The sequence below is a fragment of the Lentzea sp. NBRC 105346 genome (genome assembly GCF_030269605.1).
Classification (GTDB): Bacteria; Actinomycetota; Actinomycetes; order Mycobacteriales; family Pseudonocardiaceae; genus Lentzea.
In genome coordinates, this window is record NZ_BSTQ01000017.1 from 64,093 (window position 1) to 81,085 (window position 16,993).

The window sequence follows — 16,993 nt, forward strand, 5'->3', positions numbered from 1 at the left end:
CGGGTACGTTTCGCAGGAGGCCAGGTGACATCCCCAGCTCGTCCGGGCGCCGTAAAGAGCGCTGACCGAACGGTCGAACTACTCGAGGTTCTCTCGGCTTCCGACCGGCGCCTGACGCTCACCGAGCTGCACCGGGAGCTGAGCTACCCGAAGTCCAGCCTCTACATGCTGCTGCAGACGCTCGTCGCGCGCGGGTGGGTCGAGGTCGACCCCGAGCGCGGCACCTACGGCATCGGCGTGCGCGCCCTGCTGGTCGGTACGTCCTACCTGGACCACGACCCCGTGGTGCGTGCCGCGATCCGCGTGATGGAGCAGGTCCGCCAGGACGTCAACGAGACCGTGCACCTGGCGCGGCTCGACGGACCGGACGTCGTCTACCTGGCCAGCCGTGAGTCCGAGCACCACCTGCGCGTCGTCTCCCGCGTCGGCCGCCGGCTGCCCGCGCACTCCACGTCGCTGGGCAAGGCGCTGCTCGCGACGCGCACGCGCGACGAGGTCGAGCTGATCCTGCCCGCGGAACTGACGGCGCTGACGCCGAACACCGTGATCGACCGCACCGCGTTGCACGACCAGCTCGCGGGCTTCCGGAATGTCGGATATGCCCACGAACGCGAAGAGAACACGCCTGGTCTCGGCTGCTTCGCCGTGGCCCTGCCGTACCGCAATCCCGTGATGGACGCTATGAGTTGCTCGGTGCCGTTGGGCAGACTGGACCCCGACCACGAACGTCAGGTCGTCAGTGCCCTGCTGGACGCCGCCCGAACGATCACCGAGCTTCTCCGCCAGTTCGGTCGCTGAAAAGGTTTACCGACAGACTGTCCAACACGGAGGGGTAACAACCCGTGACCGCACGCATCCTGATCACCGGCGCCGCCGGCGTGGTGGGAACGCTCATGCGTCCCCGTCTCGCGGCGGAGAACCGCGTCCTTCGGCTGCTGGACGTCGCCGAGCTGCCCGCGGCGCGGGACGGCGAGAACGTCGAGCTGCTGCAGGCGTCGGTGACCGACATGGCCGCGATGGAGTCGGCCATGAAGGACGTGGACGCCGTCATCCACCTCGGCGGGCACAGCCTGGAGAACACGTGGGAGAACATCCTGCGGGTCAACATCGACGGCACGCACACCGTGCTGGAGGCGGCCCGCAGGCAGGGCGTCCGGCGGGTGATCCTGGCGTCGTCCAACCACGCCGTCGGCTACGTCGAACGCGCCTCGGGTGAGGCGGGCGACTACCTGTTCCCGCGCCCGGACACCTACTACGGCGTCAGCAAGGTCGCCGTCGAGGCGCTCGGCAGCATGTACGCCGACCGCTACGGCCTCGACGTGATCACCATCCGGATCGGCTCGTGCTTCGAACGGCCGAAGGACGTCCGGATGCTCTCGACCTGGCTCTCCCCCGACGACGGCGCGCGCCTGTTCGAGGCGTGCCTTTCCGTGCCCGCACCGGGTTTCCGGATCGTCTGGGGTGTGTCGGACAACGACCGCCGCTGGTTCTCTTTGGACGAAGCACACGCTCTGGGGTACGAGTCGAAGGACAACTCCGAGGTGTACGCGGCCGAGGTGCTCGCCGAGCACGGTGAGCTCGATCCTTCGTCGTACGCCGCGAAGTACGTGGGTGGCGCCTGGTGCGGCCCCGAGTTCGACACCGCAGTCAAGGAGGCAGGACGTTGAGCAGCGTTGTTCAGGGCTTCAACCCGCGCACCGGGGAGCCGTTCGGTGACGGGGTCCCGAAGACCTCGGACAGCGAGGTCGACCGGATCGCTTCGGCCGCGGCAGCCGCTTTCGGGCCGTGGTCTTCGTTGCCGGCCACCGAACGCGCGGATGTGCTGGACTCGCTTGCGGACGCGCTGGACGCATCGTCCGAGCTGTTGATCACCACGGCCGACACGGAGACGGCACTGGGCGTGCCGCGGCTGACCGTGGAGCTCAAGCGCACCACCAACCAGATCCGGCTGTTCGGCGAGGTGCTGCGCGAGGGCAGCTACGTCGAGGCCACCTTGGACACGGCCAACCCGGACATCATCCCGCCGCGGCCGGTGCTGCGGCGCGTGCTGCGTCCACTCGGGCCGGTCGCGGTGTTCTCCGCGTCCAACTTCCCGTTCGCCTTCTCCGTCGCCGGCGGCGACACGGCGTCCGCGCTGGCGTCGGGTTGTCCCGTTGTGGTGAAGGCACATTCGGCGCACCCGCGGACCTCCGTGGAGACCGCGCGCGTGGTCGCTTCCGTTCTCCCAGAAGGTGTTTTCGGGATCGTCTACGGCACCGAGTCCGGTCGCGCTCTGGTGCAGCACCCGGCGATCAAGGCGGCGGGCTTCACCGGTTCGACCGGCGGCGGGCGGGCTTTGTTCGACCTGGCGCAGGGCCGTCCGGACCCGATCCCGTTCTACGGCGAGCTGGGCAGCGTGAACCCGACGGTGATCCTGCCGGGTGCCGCTACTCCGGACATCGCGGCGGGTTTCGCGCAGTCGCTGACGATGGGCGTCGGCCAGTTCTGCACCAACCCCGGCCTGGTGTTCGCGCCCGCGTCCATCGTGTCCGCACTGGGTGAGGCCGTCGCCGCCTCCGGTGGTGGCGCGATGCTCAACGAGCGCATGTGCGACTCCTACCGCGCGTCGACCGACGCCCTGGCCGCCAGCGACCTGGTGACCGTGGTGTCGACCGGCACGAAGCCGGACGAGGCGTGGGCCGTCGAGCCGCGGCTGTTCACCGTGCCGCTGGAGACGTTCCGCGACAACCTGGAGAAGCTGACCGAGGAGCACTTCGGTCCGGCCGGCATCGTGGTCACCTACTCCGACCCGGCCGATCTGGTCGATGTGCTGCGGCGGCTGCCCGGCACCTTGACCGGCACCGTGCACGCGGCCCCGTCCGATCACGAGGCAGCCGGTGTCATCGCGGAGGCGTTGCGGCACATCGCGGGCCGGCTGATCTTCAACGCGTGGCCGACGGGTGTCGCCGTCGCGTGGGGCCAGCACCACGGCGGTCCGTGGCCGGCGACGACGAACCCGCTGCACACCTCGGTCGGCGCCACGTCGATCCGGCGGTGGATCGCGCCGGTCACCTACCAGTCGTGGCCGGACGAGCTGCTGCCGCCCGAGCTGCAGGACGCCAACCCCCTCAACATCCCCCGCCGCATCGACGGAGTCCTCGGTACCCACTGACCGTTATGGCCACCATGACGGACTTGAGGTCCGTCATGGTGGCCATAACGGTTCCTCAGTGCGGCCGGGACTCGACCAGCCGGCGGACGATCTGGTGGTCGGCGCCGTGGGCGTGGGCCCACGCGGCGGTGATCTCGTCGTACCAACGCAACGCGTCGGCCCGCTGCCCGGTAGCGATGAGGTGCGGCACCAGGTGTGAGAGCGCCTCGAACGTCTCGGGATGCGTGTCCCCCAGCGCGACCCGGCGCGCGAAGAACACCATCAGATAGCACTTTGCCGCGTCACCTCGTTGCCCCGCGGCGGCGTGGGCCTCGGCCAGGCACCACAGAGTGTTCAAGGTGTCACGGTGCTGATCTCCGAGAACCTTGCCCTGCTTCACCCAGGCGGTCCCGAGCCAGCTGATCGCGTCGGCGGTCCGACCGGCCTTGAGGTAGGCGTTGCCTACGTTGCGCGTCGCGAGCAACGTCAGCGGCGCGTCATCGCCCTCGCAGCGCCGATATGTCTCTGCCGCGGTCTGCGCCCACTGGATCCCGTCCGCCACGCGGCCCACCGCGAGGCACGCCGATGCCAGCGCGGACGCGGCGGTCGCGGATTCGATGTGGATCACGCCGTACAGCTTCTGCGTGCCCTTCAACGCGAGGTCCGTCAGTTCGACGGCCTCGTTCGACCGCCCGTCCTGCAGGTAGGCGATGCCCAGTTCGCGCATCGCGCGCAGGGTGCCGGGGTCCATCGTGCCGAACGTCCGCTGCCTCGTCTGCAGCTCCCACTCCAGCATCGGGATCGCTTCGGACGTCCGGCCCGACTTCCGGAACAGTTCCGCGGCCCGGTGCATCACCGCCATCGTGGCCGGGTCCATGTCCCCCAGCACCCGCCGGTGTTCGGCCAGGGATTTCGTGACCCACGGGATCGCCTCCGCGAACCGGTCCGCCTGCACGAGCGCGCTCTCCAGGTGGACCAGCGCGTCGAGCGTGGTGCGGTGGTCCGGGCCGAGCACCGCCACGCAGTCCTCGTACACGGTGTGCGCCAGCGGGATCGCGCGGTCGAACGCGGCGGTCATCACGAGGTGGCCGACCGTCCAGTTCCGCAGGACCAGCAAACCGCGGGTCTCGCTCGGCAGCGGGTCGGCGTTGTGCCGCAGCTCCTCGACGTGCCGGACGAGCTCGTCGCCGAAGACCCGGTGCTGCCAGGCCTGCGCCGGGTCGGGCACGACCCGGACGAGCCGCGCGATCTCCATGTCCAGCACACCCGAGTACCGGCCGTTCGCCTTGAGGTGTTCGCGGACCATCCGTTGCGTCTCCGGGCGGATCACGACCGCGCCCTCGCCGGCGAACTCGATCACCGACGCCTCGTGCAGCGCGGCCAGCTCGCGGCCGACCGCGGCTGGATCCCGCTTCGCGTCGAGAATCCGCCGGTCGACACCGTCCGCCGACAGCACTGCCAGCGTCGCGAGCACCTCGCTCCCGAGGAACGGCTCCACGGCGATCCACTCGGACCCGAACCTGCGGACCCGCTCCAGGTAGGCCGCCGGATCCCAGCCCGCGCGGATCTTCGCCGCGGCCTGGGCGAGCGCCAGCGGCAGGAACCCCAGTTCGGCGGCGAGCTCAAGGGTTCCGCCCGCAGATTGGACGAAACCCAGCGCGGTCTGTTCGTCGAACACCGGCACTTCGACGTTGCGTCCCAGCTCGCCGACCGGCCTGGTGATCACCACCTGGGCCGTGCCCTCGGCAGGCAGATAGGGCGCCACAAGGCCGAGGTCGGCGACGTCGTCGAACACCAGCAACGCCGGGGTCCGCTTGCTCTGCAGGTGATCGCGTACCCGCGCGCCCGCGTCGTCGGTCCGCAGCCCGAGCCGGTCGGCGAGCTGGATCATGCCCGCCAGCAACCGGTCCGCGGACTCGGCGTTGATCCACGCGACGGTCCAGCCGTCCCGGACCCGCCGCCGCGCGTACTCGGCCGCGACCTGCGTCTTGCCGACGCCCGGCGGTCCGGTGAGCGTGCAGACGCCTGCGTCGTCGAGCACGATTCCGCGCGACTGGAAGTGCGGCGGCTCGTGCGGGATCAGGCCGACGACGACGGGCCCGTCCGGTGGCGGCGCGTGGAAGTGCACGTCGCCGTGGATCGCACCGGCCTGCACCACGTTGTCGGCCTGGCCGCTGAACACGTTCCCGGTCACCGAAATCCCCCTCCGCCCCGGCCTCAGGTTACCGGCTGATCACAGCTCGGAAAGCGCTTTGCTCACACCGAGCGAACTTCCGCCACTGGCGGTAGTTTGTGCGGCGCTATGTCGATCAATGTCTGGCTCGACCGCAGCGAGCAACTCCTGGCGGGTACCGAGATCTACCGCTCCCATCGGAAGTTCACGTGGTGGGACTACACATCCGCGCACAGCAGACTGCTGCTGCGCTGCGACGGCGGCACCGACTGGACCCGGATCGACATCCTGTTCAAGTCGGTCTACGTGATGAAGGTCCGCAGCAACTACAACGGGCTGCACATCCGTTGCGCCACAACGGCCGAGCAGGAGCACATCCAGCGCGACACCCCGGGGATCACCTACTTCGACCCGGCGGAGAGCGAGTTCGACCTCGGGTCGCGGTACTTCATCCTCGACGACGGCAGCGGCGAGCTGGACTACGTCGTCGCGCAGGCCATCGGGTGGCACGAGGACCACGCGCGCGGCGAGCCGAGCTACTTCGCGCAGCACTGCGACACCCCGCCGTGGGCGCGGACCGCGCTGGACGGCGCGAACGGTGGCTTCGACACTCCAATTGCGACGGTCAGCGAGTTCGTCGACACAATCGTGATGCCGGAGCACTCGATACCGGCCGAACGGACGCGCTACCGGTTCATCTACGTCGTCATGGGCCCCGAGCCGCACGCGTACGGCGCGTTCCTCACCCGCGACGAGGCCGAGCGCAACCGGCAGCAGCTGACGCACCGCTACCCGACGGGCCGGTTCACGATCGACGCCACCCCGGTCCGCATCTAGCCTGGAGCACATGCTGGAAGCTCGAAGAATCAGCTTGTGGCGCAGCCAGTACGAGCTCAGCTCGGACGGCACGCGGATCGCGACCTGGCACGACCGGCTGTGGCGCAACGGCGGCACCCTCGAGCTGGAGGGCCGCCGCTACGAGGTGAAGTCGAACCTGTTCGCCACGCGCTACGAGATGACCGACGAGGCGGGCGAGGTCGTCGCCGTCGCGGACCGCATCGGCCGCAAGCGGTGGACCGTCGAGTCGAACGGGCAGCTGTACCGGTTCCGGCGCGCCTCATGGTGGCGGCACGAGGAGCAGCTCCTCGAAGGCGACCAGCCGATCGGTTCGGTGAAGCGGGTGAGCGCGTGGCGCAGTGACGCCGTCGCGGACCTGCCCGGCCTGCCGCTGCCGTTGCAGGTCTTCGTGTTCACCATCGTGCTGACGGCCTGGGACGCCCAGGCGGCCGCCGCGAGCTCTTGACCCTGGAGTGCGGTCCAAGGTTTAGCGTGGATCGCATGAGAGTCGCCGAACTCGCCCGCGAGACGGGAGTGCGGCCGGACACCGTGCGCTACTACGAACGCACGGGCCTGCTCGCCCCGCCGCCGCGCACCGCGTCGGGGTACCGCCAGTACCCCGCGGACGCCGCCGAACGCATCCGGTTCATCCAGGGCTGCCAGCGCCTCGGGCTGCGGCTCAAGGAGATCGCCGAGCTGCTCGCCGTGCGCGACACCGGCGTGTGCCCGTGCGAGCCGGCGGAAACGTTGCTGCACCGGCACATCGCCGAGCTCGACGCCGAGATCCGGCGGCTCTCCGGTCTGCGCGCCGAGCTCGTGCGGATGGTCGGGGCACTCCCAGGGGGTGAGTGCCCCGACATCGCGCCCGGTGTCTGGTGTCCACCGGAGGGAGGTGATCGGGATGGGTGACGACTGCTGCACCGACTGCGGCTGCTGCTAGCCCGCTGACCGGGAGGCGAGGCGCCCGCCTCCTACCGCAGGATCTGCGCCCAGACGTCCCAGTGGTCCGCCGACACCCACGTCAACACGCCCGGCCAGTCCGGCCGTCCGCAGCCGGCGCCGAGCACGGCTCCCGCGACGGTCGCCCACTTCCGGTGCGTCGTGTCTCCCGGCGATTTCGCTTGCGGTGCAACGGACCTAGTGGATGATCTGCGCCAAGATGTCCCGGTAGTGCGTCGACACCCGCGCGTACACGCCCGCCGCGTCCGGCCGGGCACAACCGCGGCCCCACGACGTGATTCCGACGATCTTGCCCCGCACGAGCAGCGGGCCGCCCGAGTCGCCCGCGCACGTGTCCACGCCGCCCTGGGGCACGCCCGCGCAGATCTGAGTCCGCTTGTCGAACGCCCGCAGGTCCGGGCCCGCCGGGTACTGCGCCGCGCACGTCTCGTCGCTGATGAGCGGCACGGTGGCCTTCCGCAGCTGGTCCGACGGCTCGGTGGGCTCGGTCGGTTCCTCGGTGAGGCCCCAGCCGAGCACGGTCGTGGCGGTGCCGGGCCGTTCCCGCCATTTGTCCAGCGGACCCGCGAACGGCACCGGGCGGTACGGCAACGGCTGCTTCAGCGTCATCACGGCGACGTCGTGGCGGCCGTCCTCGTCGTACTTCGGGTGCACCCAGATCTTCTCAACACCGACGACGACGCCCGCGTCGCTCGACCGGACGTCCCGGCGCGCGACGACCTTGTACCCCTCGGGCTTGCGGAACACGCAGTGCGCCGCCGTCAGAACCTTGGCCGGCGCGACGAGGCTGCCACCGCAGAAGAGCTCGTGGTCGTTCTCGGCCGGGGCGAGGTACACCATCCACGGGTAGTCCGCGGTGGACGCCTCCGTTCCGCCGACCACCGTGCCGTGCACGTCATCCGGGTCAGCGGACGCCGTCCCCAGGGGAAGGAGTAGGCCGAGCACGGCTCCCGCGACGGCCGCCCACTTCCGGTTCATCATGTCTCCCGTTGTTCGCTTGCAGTGCAACGGGAATACTGATGGAAACGTGATCAGACCAAAGTGCACAGTCGCAGGGCCGTAGGTAGCTACTCCGTGTCGCAATTGGCGAGCGGGATGTGCGGCCGGTCCTCCGCCTCGATGAACACCGCGATGCCGTCCAGCACCCGCGCGAGCCCGAACTCGAACTCGTCCAAGGGTTTGTCGAATCCGCCGGACAGGTACACGTGGTTCATCATCGGGAACCGGTCCGGCGTGAAGTGCTCGAACACGGTGGTGCGGCTCGCCCACCACGAGTCCTCGGTCTCACCGGACTCCCGCTCGGCGTCCCGCCGGTCGGCCAGCCGCCGGGCGACGCTGTCGACGAAGTAGCCGACGGTCAGGAAGACGGCGTTCATCTCGGCCGCGGTCAGCCCGATGTTCGCCAGGACGGCCAGCGCGGCCTCCATGCTCTCGATCGTGCGTGGGCCGGGCGTGCGCCGGGTGCCGGTGAGCTGCGAGACCCACGGGTGGCGCCGGAACACCGCCCACATGCCGCGGGCATAGCGCTCCAGGCCGTCGCGCCAGCCGCCCTCGGCGAGCTCGGCCTCGCCGATGACGGTGTCGACCATCAGGTCGAGCAGCTCTGACTTGCCCGGCACGTACCGGTAGAGCGACATCGTGGTGAAGCCGAGCACCTCCGCGACCCGCCGCATGGTCAGCGCGCCGAGGCCTTCGGTGTCGGCGACCTCGATGCCGGCCGCCACCACGCGGTCCAGGCTCAACGCGGGTTTGGGCCCACGAGTCGGCTCCGCCTGCGCATCCCACAACAACCGGATGCCGCGCTCCGGGTCCTCCTGCTTCACACCGCTCCCCTCGCTTGACCACCGATCCTAGAACTGTGTATGAAGTACACCGAAGTATACGACGTACACAGTTCTTGGGGGTGGAACGTGGCGGTCTTGGCTGAGGGGCTGCGCAAGACGTTCGACAAGAAGGCGGCGCTGGACGGGATCGACCTGACCGTGCCCGCGGGCACGGTCTGCGGGCTGCTCGGCCCGAACGGCGCGGGCAAGACGACGGCGGTGCGGATCCTCGCGACGCTGCTGCGCCTGGACGGCGGACGGGCCGAGGTGGCCGGGTTCGACGTGGTCCGGGACGCGGCCGAGGTGCGGCGCCGGGTGGGGCTCAACGGTCAGCAGTCCACTGTGGACGCCGTGCTGACCGGGCGAGAGAACCTGGTGATGTGGGGCCGGCTCTATCACCTGTCCCGCAGGCAGGCCGAGCGCCGGGCGGACGAGCTGCTGGAGCAGTTCGGGCTGACGGACGCGGCCGGGAAACGCGCCAAGACGTACTCCGGCGGCATGCGGCGACGCCTGGACCTGGCGTCCAGCTTCATCATGGCGCCGCAGGTGTTGTTCCTCGACGAACCGACGACAGGCCTCGACCCGCGCAACCGCGGCGAGGTGTGGCGGGAGGTGAAGCGCCTCGTCGCGGAGGGCACGACCGTGCTGCTGACGACGCAGTACCTGGACGAGGCCGACCAGCTGGCGGACCAGATCGTCGTGCTGGACAGCGGGAAGGTCGTCGCGGACGGGCCGCCCGACCAGCTGAAGTCGAAGCTGGGCGGGGACCGGATCGAGGTCGTCGTCCGGTCCGCCGGTGACCTGGGTGCGGCGGCCCGGATTCTCGGTGCCGCGGCCGAGGTCGACGCGGACAACTTCCGGGTGAGCGCGGCGGTCGAGGACCGGGTGGCGGCGTTGACGCGCGTGACGCGGGATCTCGCCGACGCCGGTGTCGAGGCGGAGGACATCGCGTTGCGCCGGCCCACTCTCGACGAGGTCTTCCTGACTCTGACCGGGCACAAGGCGGTGGCGGCATGATCTACGCACTGACAGACAGCTGGGTCGTCGCCAAGCGGGACCTGATGCACTGGATCCGTGAACCGGTCCGGGTGTTCGCCGGGATGCTCTACCCGGTCGTGTCCGTGCTGATCTTCGCGTTCGTGTTCGGCAGCGCGATGAGCGTGTACGGCGGCGGCAGCTACCAGGAGTTCCTGTTGCCGGGCATGCTCGGCCAGGCCATCGCGTTCGGCACCGCCGCCACGATGATGGTCGTGTCGCTGGACGCCTCGCGTGGCGTGACGGACCGGTTCCGCGCGTCGCCGATGTCGCAGACCGGGGTCGTGGCCGGGCGCAGCATCGCGGACCTGGTGAACTCGACGCTGGAGATCCTGCTGCTCGTGCTGTGCGGACTGGCCATCGGGTGGCGGTGGCACCTCGGGATCGTGAGCGCACTGGCCGCGGTGGGACTGTTGCTGTGGCTGCGGTTCGCGTTGATCTGGGTCGGTATCTACTTCGGACTGTTGCTCAAGCCCGAGGCGTCCAGCGCGTCGTGGATGGTGCTGTTCCCGTTGACGATGTTCGCGAACACCTTCGTGTCGCCGGAGCTGATGCCCCCGTGGCTGCGACTGGTGTCGGAGTGGAACCCGATCTCGTCGACCGTGGCGGCGTGCCGGGAGCTGTTCGGAAACCCCGGTGTGGGTGGGGACTCCTGGGCCGCGCAGCACGCCGTCCTGCTCGCGATCGTATGGCCGCTGCTGCTGGTGGCGATCTTCTGGCCGCTGTCCGTGCGGCGGTATCGCGACCTCAGCCGCTAGCCGTCTGGACGCGCCGCGCCCCGGCGCGGCGCTCCGCGGCGAGCTCGCTCTTGTAGGCGAAGAAGTCGACCTCGATCGTGTGCCGCTTGGACGTCACGTACCGCTCGTGCAGCTTGCGTCCGTACGCGGCGATCTCGGCGCGCATGTCCTCCTCGGACGGCAACGCGGCGCGTCCCTCGACGATGTCCGCGACCCACTCCGCCTGCGCCTCGGCCAGCGGCATGATCGCTCCCAGCGGCTGGATGAGGCCGAGGAAGTACAGTCCTTTGTGGACAGGATCGACGACCCGGCGGAAGAGCGCGACCTCGTTGTCCCGCACGGGAACCACGTCGTCGTCGAGGAACGGGAACTCGATCTTGTAGCCGGTGCAGTAGACGATGATGTCGACCTGTTCGGTGCTGCCGTCGGCGAACATCACGGTGTCGCCGTCGAGGCGCACGATGTTCGGCTTGACCGCGATGTCGCCGTGGCCGAGGCGGGTGAGCAGGTCGTCGGTCACGGTCGGGTGCGCGTGCAGCACCTTGTGGTCGGGCTGCGGCAGGCCGTAGTCCGTGACCTTGCCGCGCGCGAGCCGCAGCATGAGCTGGAAGCTGAGGCGCTGGAACCAGAACGGCGTCTTGGAGGCGAGCCACGACGTGGTCAGCTCGTCGGTCGGCTTTCCGAACAGGTACTTGGGCACGATGTGCGCGCCGCGCCGCATGGCGAGGAACGTCCGGCGCGCCACGCGGGACGACTCGACCGCGATGTCGCACGCCGAGTTGCCGATGCCGAGCACCAGGACCCGTTTGTCCTCGAGGATCTCGGGCGTCTTGTAGTCGTGCGCGTGCAGCTGCAGACCGGTGAACTCGCCGGGGAACGCGGGTTCGGGCAGGCGCGGCGACCAGTGGTGGCCGTTCGCGACGATCACGTGGTCGTAGTGGTTGGTGATCTCGTTCCCACCGTCGCGCCATCGCGCGGTGACATTGAAACCGTTTTCCTTCGGCTCGACCCTGGTCACCTCGGTGCGGAACGTGATGCGGTCGCGGAACCCGTGGTGCTTCACGAAGTCGTCGAAGTACTCGGCGATCTGGTAGTGGCTCGGGTACGCGGGCAGGTGGTCCGGCATCGGGAAGGACTTGTACTCCATCAGCTGCCGTGAGGTGTTGATGTGCAGCGAGCGGTACGCCGACGACATTCCGTTGTCGTTGAGGTAACGCCAGTTACCCCCGATCTCGGACCCTGTCTCGTAGCAGTCGAACTCGATCCCGCGCGCGTGCAGCACCTGACATGCGGCAATACCCGACGATCCGGCCCCGATCACGCACACCCGAGTCATGTCTCGAAGGTTTCTCATGTCTACCCCCCGATGTCAACCGGACGGTAGGGTCACGGTCGCCGTCGCCGCACCGACCAACGAATAGAGGATCCATGCGTCGGCGGACGGTCACCAGCGCGGTCGCACTGGTACTGGTCGCGGGGTTGTGCGGTGCCGCGGAGGCATCGCCACGAACTCCCGCGCCAGATTCCCCGCATACTGTCACTTTGGTCACGGGCGACAAAGTCGTTCTCGGTGACCAGCCGCGGGTGATCCGCGGACCTGGGCGGGACCGGGTCTCCTTCTACACGTCCAAGCGTGACGGCGAGCTCACCGTGGTGCCGTCCGACGCCGCGCGGCTCGTCGAGGCGGGCCGGCTGGACGAGCGGTTGTTCAACGTCACCGCGCTCGCCCGCGACGGGTTCGACGACCGTCATCGGTCCGATCTGCCACTCATCGTCTCTGGCGGGTTCGCGGCGTCCGTGGTGCGCGAACTGCCCGCGTTGGGCGGTTCGTCCGTGCTGGCGCGCAAGTCCGAACTGGCGTCGTTGTGGCGCACCGGCGGGTTCGACCGGATCTGGCTCAACGGCAAGGCGCACCTCGTCGACGACGTGAGCAACGCGCAGATCGGCGTGCCCGCGGCGTGGCAGGCCGGGTTCACCGGCAAGGGCGTCAAGGTCGCCGATCTCGACGGCGGGTACGACGCGTCGCATCCGGACCTGAAGAACGTGGTGGCCACCAAGGACTTCACCGGTTCGAGCATCAAGGACGGCTACGGGCACGGCACGCACACCGCGTCCACCATCGCCGGCTCGGGTGCCGGATCGAACGGGAAGTACGCCGGTGTCGCGCCGGACGCCTCGCTGCTGATCGGCAAGGTGTGCGAGGACGACGGCGGCTGCCCGGAGGACGCGATCATCGCGGGCATGCAGTGGGCGGCCGACCAGGGCGCGTCGATCGTGAACATGTCGCTGGGCGGCGGGCCGACCGACGGCAAGGACCCGCTTTCGTTGGCGCTCAACAAGATCAGCGCCAAGTCCGGCGCGTTGTTCGTCGTCGCGGCGGGCAACGCCGGTGCGGCGCGCAAGGTCGGCAACCCGGCCGCGGCGGACCTGGCACTGGCCGTGGGCAGCGTGACGAAGCAGGACGAGCTGTCGCGGTTCTCCAGCCAGGGCCCGCGGCTCGTGGACGACGCGATCAAGCCGGACATCGCCTCGCCGGGTTCGGACATCATCGCGGCGCGGGCCAAGGGCACGTCGATGGGCACGCCCGTGAACTCCTTGTACACCAGTGCGAACGGCACGTCGATGGCGACGCCGCACGTGACGGGCGCGGCCGCTTTGCTGTTGCAGCAACACCCTTCGTGGAAGGCGCCCGAGCTCAAGGCGGCGCTGATGAACGCCGCTTCGCCGTTGAAGGACCTGACCGTGTACCAGCAGGGTGCCGGTCGGCTGGACATCGGGCGTGCGGTGTCCTCTCCGGTCCGCGCCTCGGCAGGATCGGTGAACTTCGGGCGTTTCCCGTGGCCCCACAGCACTTCCCCGGTCACGCGGAAGGTGACGTTCTTCAACTCCGGTTCCAGCGCCTCGACTCTCGCCCTGAAGGCGCCGGTGGCGTTGTCGGCGTCGTCGGTCACCGTGCCGGCGGGCGGCAGCGCGTCGGTGGACCTGTCGTTCACGCCGAAGGCGGACGGGCTGCTCAGCGACTGGCTGACCGCAACGGACGGCTCTCTGGTCGTTCGGGTGGCGCTGGGCGCGTCGGTGGAGCCGGAGAGCTACGACGTGACCGTGAAGCGGGAGCTGCGCGGTGAGGTCGACGAGAGCTGGTACGGCGCGCTGGTGAATGTCGACACCGGTGTCTACAACCGGTTGCGGTTCAACGAGGACGGCAGCAAGGAGACGCTGCGGCTGCCCAAGGGCCGCTACGACCTGATCGGGTTCAGCGAGTCCTCCACCAAGGGCAAGCGGTACGCGACGGCGTTGGTGAAGCCCGGCATCGTGGTGTCGTCGAACACGACGGTTCAGGCCGACGAGAACACGGCGAAACCGGTGACCGTCAAGGCGGGCAAGGCCAAGCTCGACTCGTACCAGGCGAGCCTCGTGTTCGGGAACGACAACCTGACGTACGCCTCCTCGGCGGACACGGCGTTCTACGCGACGCCTACCGCCACCCAGGACCGGGTGCTCGGGTTCTCGTTCCGGCCCGTGCTCGTGGACGGGACGTCGGTCTACAACCTGGTGTTCGGCTCGAAGGACCGCGTGCCTTCATCTCTGGCGTTCTCCGCCGGTGAACTGGCCGCGGTGAAAGCGACCTACTACGTGCAGGGGGCGACGACGACGGCGACGCGGTCGGACACGGGCGCGCTGCCGTGGGACGACAGCGGGCTCGGGTACACGGACCTGCCGGTGAAGGTGCCGTCCACGCGGACCGAGTACTACACGCCCGGTGTGACGTGGAAGCAGCAGATGTCGATCTCGGACGGCACGACGGCCGAGTTCCTCACGCACGTGCGCAAGTTCGAGCGCGCCGGGTCGTTCACCAACGAGTGGAACCGGGCGCCGATCGGGCCGATCCCGGACCCGGTGGTGCGCGAGGGGAACGAGATCACCATCGACGTCGCGTTGTTCGCGCCTGGTGACGTGGTGTCGGCCAGCGAGTATGACGGTGTGCTGAACGGCGCGATCAAGGGTACGTCCGAGCTGTCGCGCAACGGTGTCGTGCTCGGGAAGTCGGACACGGCGGGCGGTGGGACGTTCACCGCGACGCCGGGTCCGCTGACGTTGAAGACCTCCGCGACGCGGTCGCAGAAGTTCTCGGTGCTCGGCTCGAAGGTGGACGCGACGTGGACGTTCAACGGCTCGCAGCTGATGTTCATCCGTGCGTCGGGCAAGGTGTCCTCGCGCGGCGTGGCGCCATCGGGTGCGTTCCCGCTGACGCTGCGCGTGGGCGGCAACTCGGGAGCGGTTTCCGGCGTGGAGCTGTCGGTGTCCTACGACGACGGCAAGACCTGGAAGACCGTTCCGGTCACGCAGTCGGGTGACGCCTACTCGGCACAGCTGACGCATCCGGCCGGCAACGGCTTCGTCGGCTTGCGCACTTCGGCAGCGGACGCAAGTGGCAATTCGGTGCGGCAAACCGTCCTGAGGGCGTACCAGTTCGGGCAGTAAGTCCCAAAGTTGTCGGACCCCCCGGCCAAGATGACCTCATGGCAGACGCGATCGTGGCCGAGGGGCTGACAAAGCGGTACGGGTCGGTGGTCGCACTGGACGGCCTCGACCTGGCGGTGCCCGAGGGCACCGTGATGGGCCTGCTCGGTCCCAACGGAGCGGGCAAGACGACCTCCGTGCGGGTGTTCACGACCTTGCTGGAGCCCGACTCGGGCACCGCGCGGGTGGCGGGGCTCGACGTGCGTTCCGACGCCGTCGAGCTCCGCCGCCGGATCGGGTTGTCCGGTCAGTACGCGGCGGTGGACGAGTACCTGACGGGGTTCGAGAACCTCGACATGGTCGGGCGGCTCTACCACCTGGGCCGCACGGCCTCCCGCGACCGTGCCCGCGAGCTGCTCGAGGTGTTCGACCTGGTCGAGGCGGCCGACCGCATGGTCAAGGGCTACTCCGGCGGCATGCGCAGACGCCTGGACCTCGCCGCATCCCTGGTGGCGCGGCCGTCCGTGCTGTTCCTCGACGAGCCGACGACGGGCCTCGACCCGCGGTCGCGCATGGGCATGTGGGACGTCATCGCGGAGCTGGTCGCGGGAGGCACGACGTTGCTGCTGACCACCCAGTACCTGGAGGAGGCCGACCGCCTCGCGGACCGGATCGCCGTGATCGACCACGGCCGCGTGATCGCGCTCGGCACCGCGGACCAGCTCAAGGACCAGGTGGGCGGCGAGCGCCTGGAGCTGACCGTCCGGCAGGCGTCCGACCTCGCGCTGGCGCGGTCGGCGCTGGCCGGGGTGGCGATCAGCGAGATCACCGTCGACGGTCACCAGCTGACCGTCCCGGTGTCCGGCGGCGCATCCGTGCTGGTGGAGGCGATCCGGCTGCTCGACGCCGAGGCCGTGAAAGTGCGCGACGTCGGTCTGCGCCGCCCCACGCTCGACGACGTGTTCCTGGCCCTGACGGGTCACGCGGCTTCTTCCTCGGAGGTCTCCCGGTGACGACTCTCGTGCAGTCCCTCGGCGACGGCGTGGTCATCGCCCGGCGCAACCTGCTCAAGGTCAAGCGCGTGCCGGACCTGATCTTCTTCTCGATCCTGTCGCCGATCATGTTCGTGCTGCTGTTCGGGTACGTGTTCGGCGGGTCGATCGAGATCCCCGGGATGAGCTACCGCGAGTTCCTGATGGCGGGGATCTTCGCGCAGACCGTGATGTTCGGCGCCTCCTTCACCGGTGCCGGCCTGGCCGAGGACATCCAGAAGGGCGTCATCGACCGCTTCCGGTCCCTGCCGATGGCCCGGTCGGCGGTGCTGGTCGGCCGGACGACGTCCGACCTGGTCAACAACATCATGGTGATCACCGTGATGTCCCTGACGGGCCTCGCCGTCGGCTGGCGCGTCCACTCGTCGTTCTGGTCGGCGGCGGCCGGCTTCGCGCTGCTCATGCTGTTCGCCTACGCCTTCTCGTGGGGCATGGCGATCGTCGGCCTGCTGGTACCCAGCCCGGAGGTGTTCAGCAACGCGAGCTTCATGTTCATCTTCCCGCTGTCGTTCCTCGCGAACACCTTCGCCCGCACCGAGACGTTCCCGGCCCCGCTGCGGGTGTTCGCCGAATGGAACCCGGTCTCGTCGATCACCCAGGCGGTCCGCGAACTGTTCGGCAACACCGGTCCGCAACCACCCACGGCATGGCCGCTGCAGCACGCCGTCCTCGCCTCGCTGCTGTGGATCGCGATCCTCCTGGCCGTCTTCGTCCCCCTGGCCATCCGCCAGTACAAACGAGCGGCAGCCCGATGACCGGAACGTGTGATCGACGACATCGTAGAT

At 69.3% G+C, this 16,993-nt stretch carries 15 protein-coding genes; 11 read left to right on the top strand and 4 right to left on the bottom strand.

The features are described from left to right. The first annotated feature begins 24 nt into the window (after window positions 1–24). From QSK35_RS31370 to QSK35_RS31380, 3 genes are read left to right on the top strand one after another with little or no spacing between them, the layout of a single operon-like run. Window positions 25–798 carry an IclR family transcriptional regulator gene (locus QSK35_RS31370; RefSeq protein ID WP_285751195.1) on the top strand — a complete coding sequence of 258 codons (774 nt, stop codon included), beginning with the start codon at window positions 25–27 and terminating at the stop codon, window positions 796–798. Window positions 799–842: 44 nt separating this feature from the next. Next, window positions 843–1,667 carry an NAD-dependent epimerase/dehydratase family protein gene (locus tag QSK35_RS31375; protein ID WP_285751196.1) on the top strand — a complete coding sequence of 275 codons (825 nt, stop codon included), beginning with the start codon at window positions 843–845 and terminating at the stop codon, window positions 1,665–1,667. Next, on the top strand, window positions 1,664–3,151 hold the full coding sequence (locus QSK35_RS31380; protein WP_285751197.1) for an aldehyde dehydrogenase (NADP(+)): 1,488 nt from the start codon (window positions 1,664–1,666) through the stop codon (window positions 3,149–3,151). Before QSK35_RS31375 ends, QSK35_RS31380 begins: the two co-directional genes overlap by 4 nt. Window positions 3,152–3,206: 55 nt before the next feature. Here the strand turns inward: QSK35_RS31380 and QSK35_RS31385 are convergent, their stop codons facing one another. Then, window positions 3,207–5,324 carry a tetratricopeptide repeat protein gene (locus QSK35_RS31385; protein ID WP_285751198.1) on the bottom strand — a complete coding sequence of 706 codons (2,118 nt, stop codon included), beginning with the start codon at window positions 5,322–5,324 and terminating at the stop codon, window positions 3,207–3,209. Between the two features lie 108 nt (window positions 5,325–5,432). Between QSK35_RS31385 and QSK35_RS31390 the strand changes: the two genes are divergently transcribed. Genes QSK35_RS31390 through QSK35_RS31400 form a run of 3 tightly spaced genes read left to right on the top strand, consistent with a single transcriptional unit; the run spans window position 5,433 to window position 7,049 of the window. Continuing rightward, the gene (locus QSK35_RS31390) at window positions 5,433–6,140 is read left to right on the top strand and encodes a hypothetical protein (RefSeq protein WP_285751199.1); all 708 of its coding nucleotides are present in this window, start codon (window positions 5,433–5,435) and stop codon (window positions 6,138–6,140) included. 10 nt (window positions 6,141–6,150) lie between these two features. Beyond that, window positions 6,151–6,606: a hypothetical protein gene (locus QSK35_RS31395; protein ID WP_285751200.1), complete on the top strand. Its 456-nt coding sequence runs from the start codon at window positions 6,151–6,153 to the stop codon at window positions 6,604–6,606. A gap of 35 nt (window positions 6,607–6,641) precedes the next feature. After that, on the top strand, window positions 6,642–7,049 hold the full coding sequence (locus QSK35_RS31400; protein WP_285751201.1) for a heavy metal-responsive transcriptional regulator: 408 nt from the start codon (window positions 6,642–6,644) through the stop codon (window positions 7,047–7,049). A 228-nt stretch (window positions 7,050–7,277) separates the two neighbouring features. Here the strand turns inward: QSK35_RS31400 and QSK35_RS31405 are convergent, their stop codons facing one another. Both QSK35_RS31405 and QSK35_RS31410 read right to left on the bottom strand, forming a co-directional pair. Beyond that, window positions 7,278–8,081 carry a S1 family peptidase gene (locus QSK35_RS31405; RefSeq protein WP_285751203.1) on the bottom strand — a complete coding sequence of 268 codons (804 nt, stop codon included), beginning with the start codon at window positions 8,079–8,081 and terminating at the stop codon, window positions 7,278–7,280. A gap of 86 nt (window positions 8,082–8,167) precedes the next feature. Then, complete coding sequence (locus QSK35_RS31410; RefSeq protein ID WP_285751204.1) at window positions 8,168–8,923, bottom strand: TetR/AcrR family transcriptional regulator; 756 nt, start codon at window positions 8,921–8,923, stop codon at window positions 8,168–8,170. A 39-nt stretch (window positions 8,924–8,962) separates the two neighbouring features. On the opposite strand from QSK35_RS31410, the gene QSK35_RS31415 reads away from it, so the two are divergent. After that, the gene (locus QSK35_RS31415) at window positions 8,963–9,940 is read left to right on the top strand and encodes an ATP-binding cassette domain-containing protein (RefSeq protein ID WP_502881745.1); all 978 of its coding nucleotides are present in this window, start codon (window positions 8,963–8,965) and stop codon (window positions 9,938–9,940) included. Next, window positions 9,937–10,716, top strand: coding sequence for an ABC transporter permease (locus QSK35_RS31420; RefSeq protein ID WP_285751206.1), 780 nt, complete (start codon window positions 9,937–9,939; stop codon window positions 10,714–10,716). The genes QSK35_RS31415 and QSK35_RS31420 overlap by 4 nt, the downstream gene beginning before the upstream one ends. Here the strand turns inward: QSK35_RS31420 and QSK35_RS31425 are convergent. Beyond that, window positions 10,706–12,031: an NAD(P)-binding domain-containing protein gene (locus tag QSK35_RS31425; RefSeq protein ID WP_285751207.1), complete on the bottom strand. Its 1,326-nt coding sequence runs from the start codon at window positions 12,029–12,031 to the stop codon at window positions 10,706–10,708. The two genes, QSK35_RS31420 and QSK35_RS31425, sit on opposite strands and share 11 nt — an antisense overlap. A 206-nt stretch (window positions 12,032–12,237) precedes the next feature. Here QSK35_RS31425 and QSK35_RS31430 point away from each other — a divergent pair, with 206 nt between their 5' ends. From QSK35_RS31430 to QSK35_RS31440, 3 genes are read left to right on the top strand one after another with little or no spacing between them, the layout of a single operon-like run. Next, window positions 12,238–15,177, top strand: coding sequence for a S8 family peptidase (locus QSK35_RS31430; RefSeq protein ID WP_285751208.1), 2,940 nt, complete (start codon window positions 12,238–12,240; stop codon window positions 15,175–15,177). A 38-nt stretch (window positions 15,178–15,215) separates the two neighbouring features. Beyond that, window positions 15,216–16,169, top strand: a complete 954-nt coding sequence (locus tag QSK35_RS31435) for an ATP-binding cassette domain-containing protein (protein ID WP_285751209.1) — start codon at window positions 15,216–15,218, stop codon at window positions 16,167–16,169. Further along, on the top strand, window positions 16,166–16,963 hold the full coding sequence (locus QSK35_RS31440; protein ID WP_285751210.1) for an ABC transporter permease: 798 nt from the start codon (window positions 16,166–16,168) through the stop codon (window positions 16,961–16,963). The genes QSK35_RS31435 and QSK35_RS31440 overlap by 4 nt, the downstream gene beginning before the upstream one ends. Window positions 16,964–16,993: the final 30 nt, after the last annotated feature.

What these genes read in the sequence shown, in the direction of transcription:
- QSK35_RS31390 (WP_285751199.1), top strand. Translation starts at nt 5,433, where the DNA reads ATGTCGATCAATGTCTGGCTCGACCGCAGCGAGCAACTCCTGGCGGGT.
- QSK35_RS31395 (WP_285751200.1), top strand. Translation starts at nt 6,151, where the DNA reads ATGCTGGAAGCTCGAAGAATCAGCTTGTGGCGCAGCCAGTACGAGCTC.
- QSK35_RS31400 (WP_285751201.1), top strand. Translation starts at nt 6,642, where the DNA reads ATGAGAGTCGCCGAACTCGCCCGCGAGACGGGAGTGCGGCCGGACACC.
- QSK35_RS31405 (WP_285751203.1), bottom strand. Translation starts at nt 8,081, where the DNA reads ATGATGAACCGGAAGTGGGCGGCCGTCGCGGGAGCCGTGCTCGGCCTA.
- QSK35_RS31415 (WP_502881745.1), top strand. Translation starts at nt 8,963, where the DNA reads ATGAAGTACACCGAAGTATACGACGTACACAGTTCTTGGGGGTGGAAC.
- QSK35_RS31420 (WP_285751206.1), top strand. Translation starts at nt 9,937, where the DNA reads ATGATCTACGCACTGACAGACAGCTGGGTCGTCGCCAAGCGGGACCTG.
- QSK35_RS31425 (WP_285751207.1), bottom strand. Translation starts at nt 12,031, where the DNA reads ATGACTCGGGTGTGCGTGATCGGGGCCGGATCGTCGGGTATTGCCGCA.
- QSK35_RS31435 (WP_285751209.1), top strand. Translation starts at nt 15,216, where the DNA reads ATGGCAGACGCGATCGTGGCCGAGGGGCTGACAAAGCGGTACGGGTCG.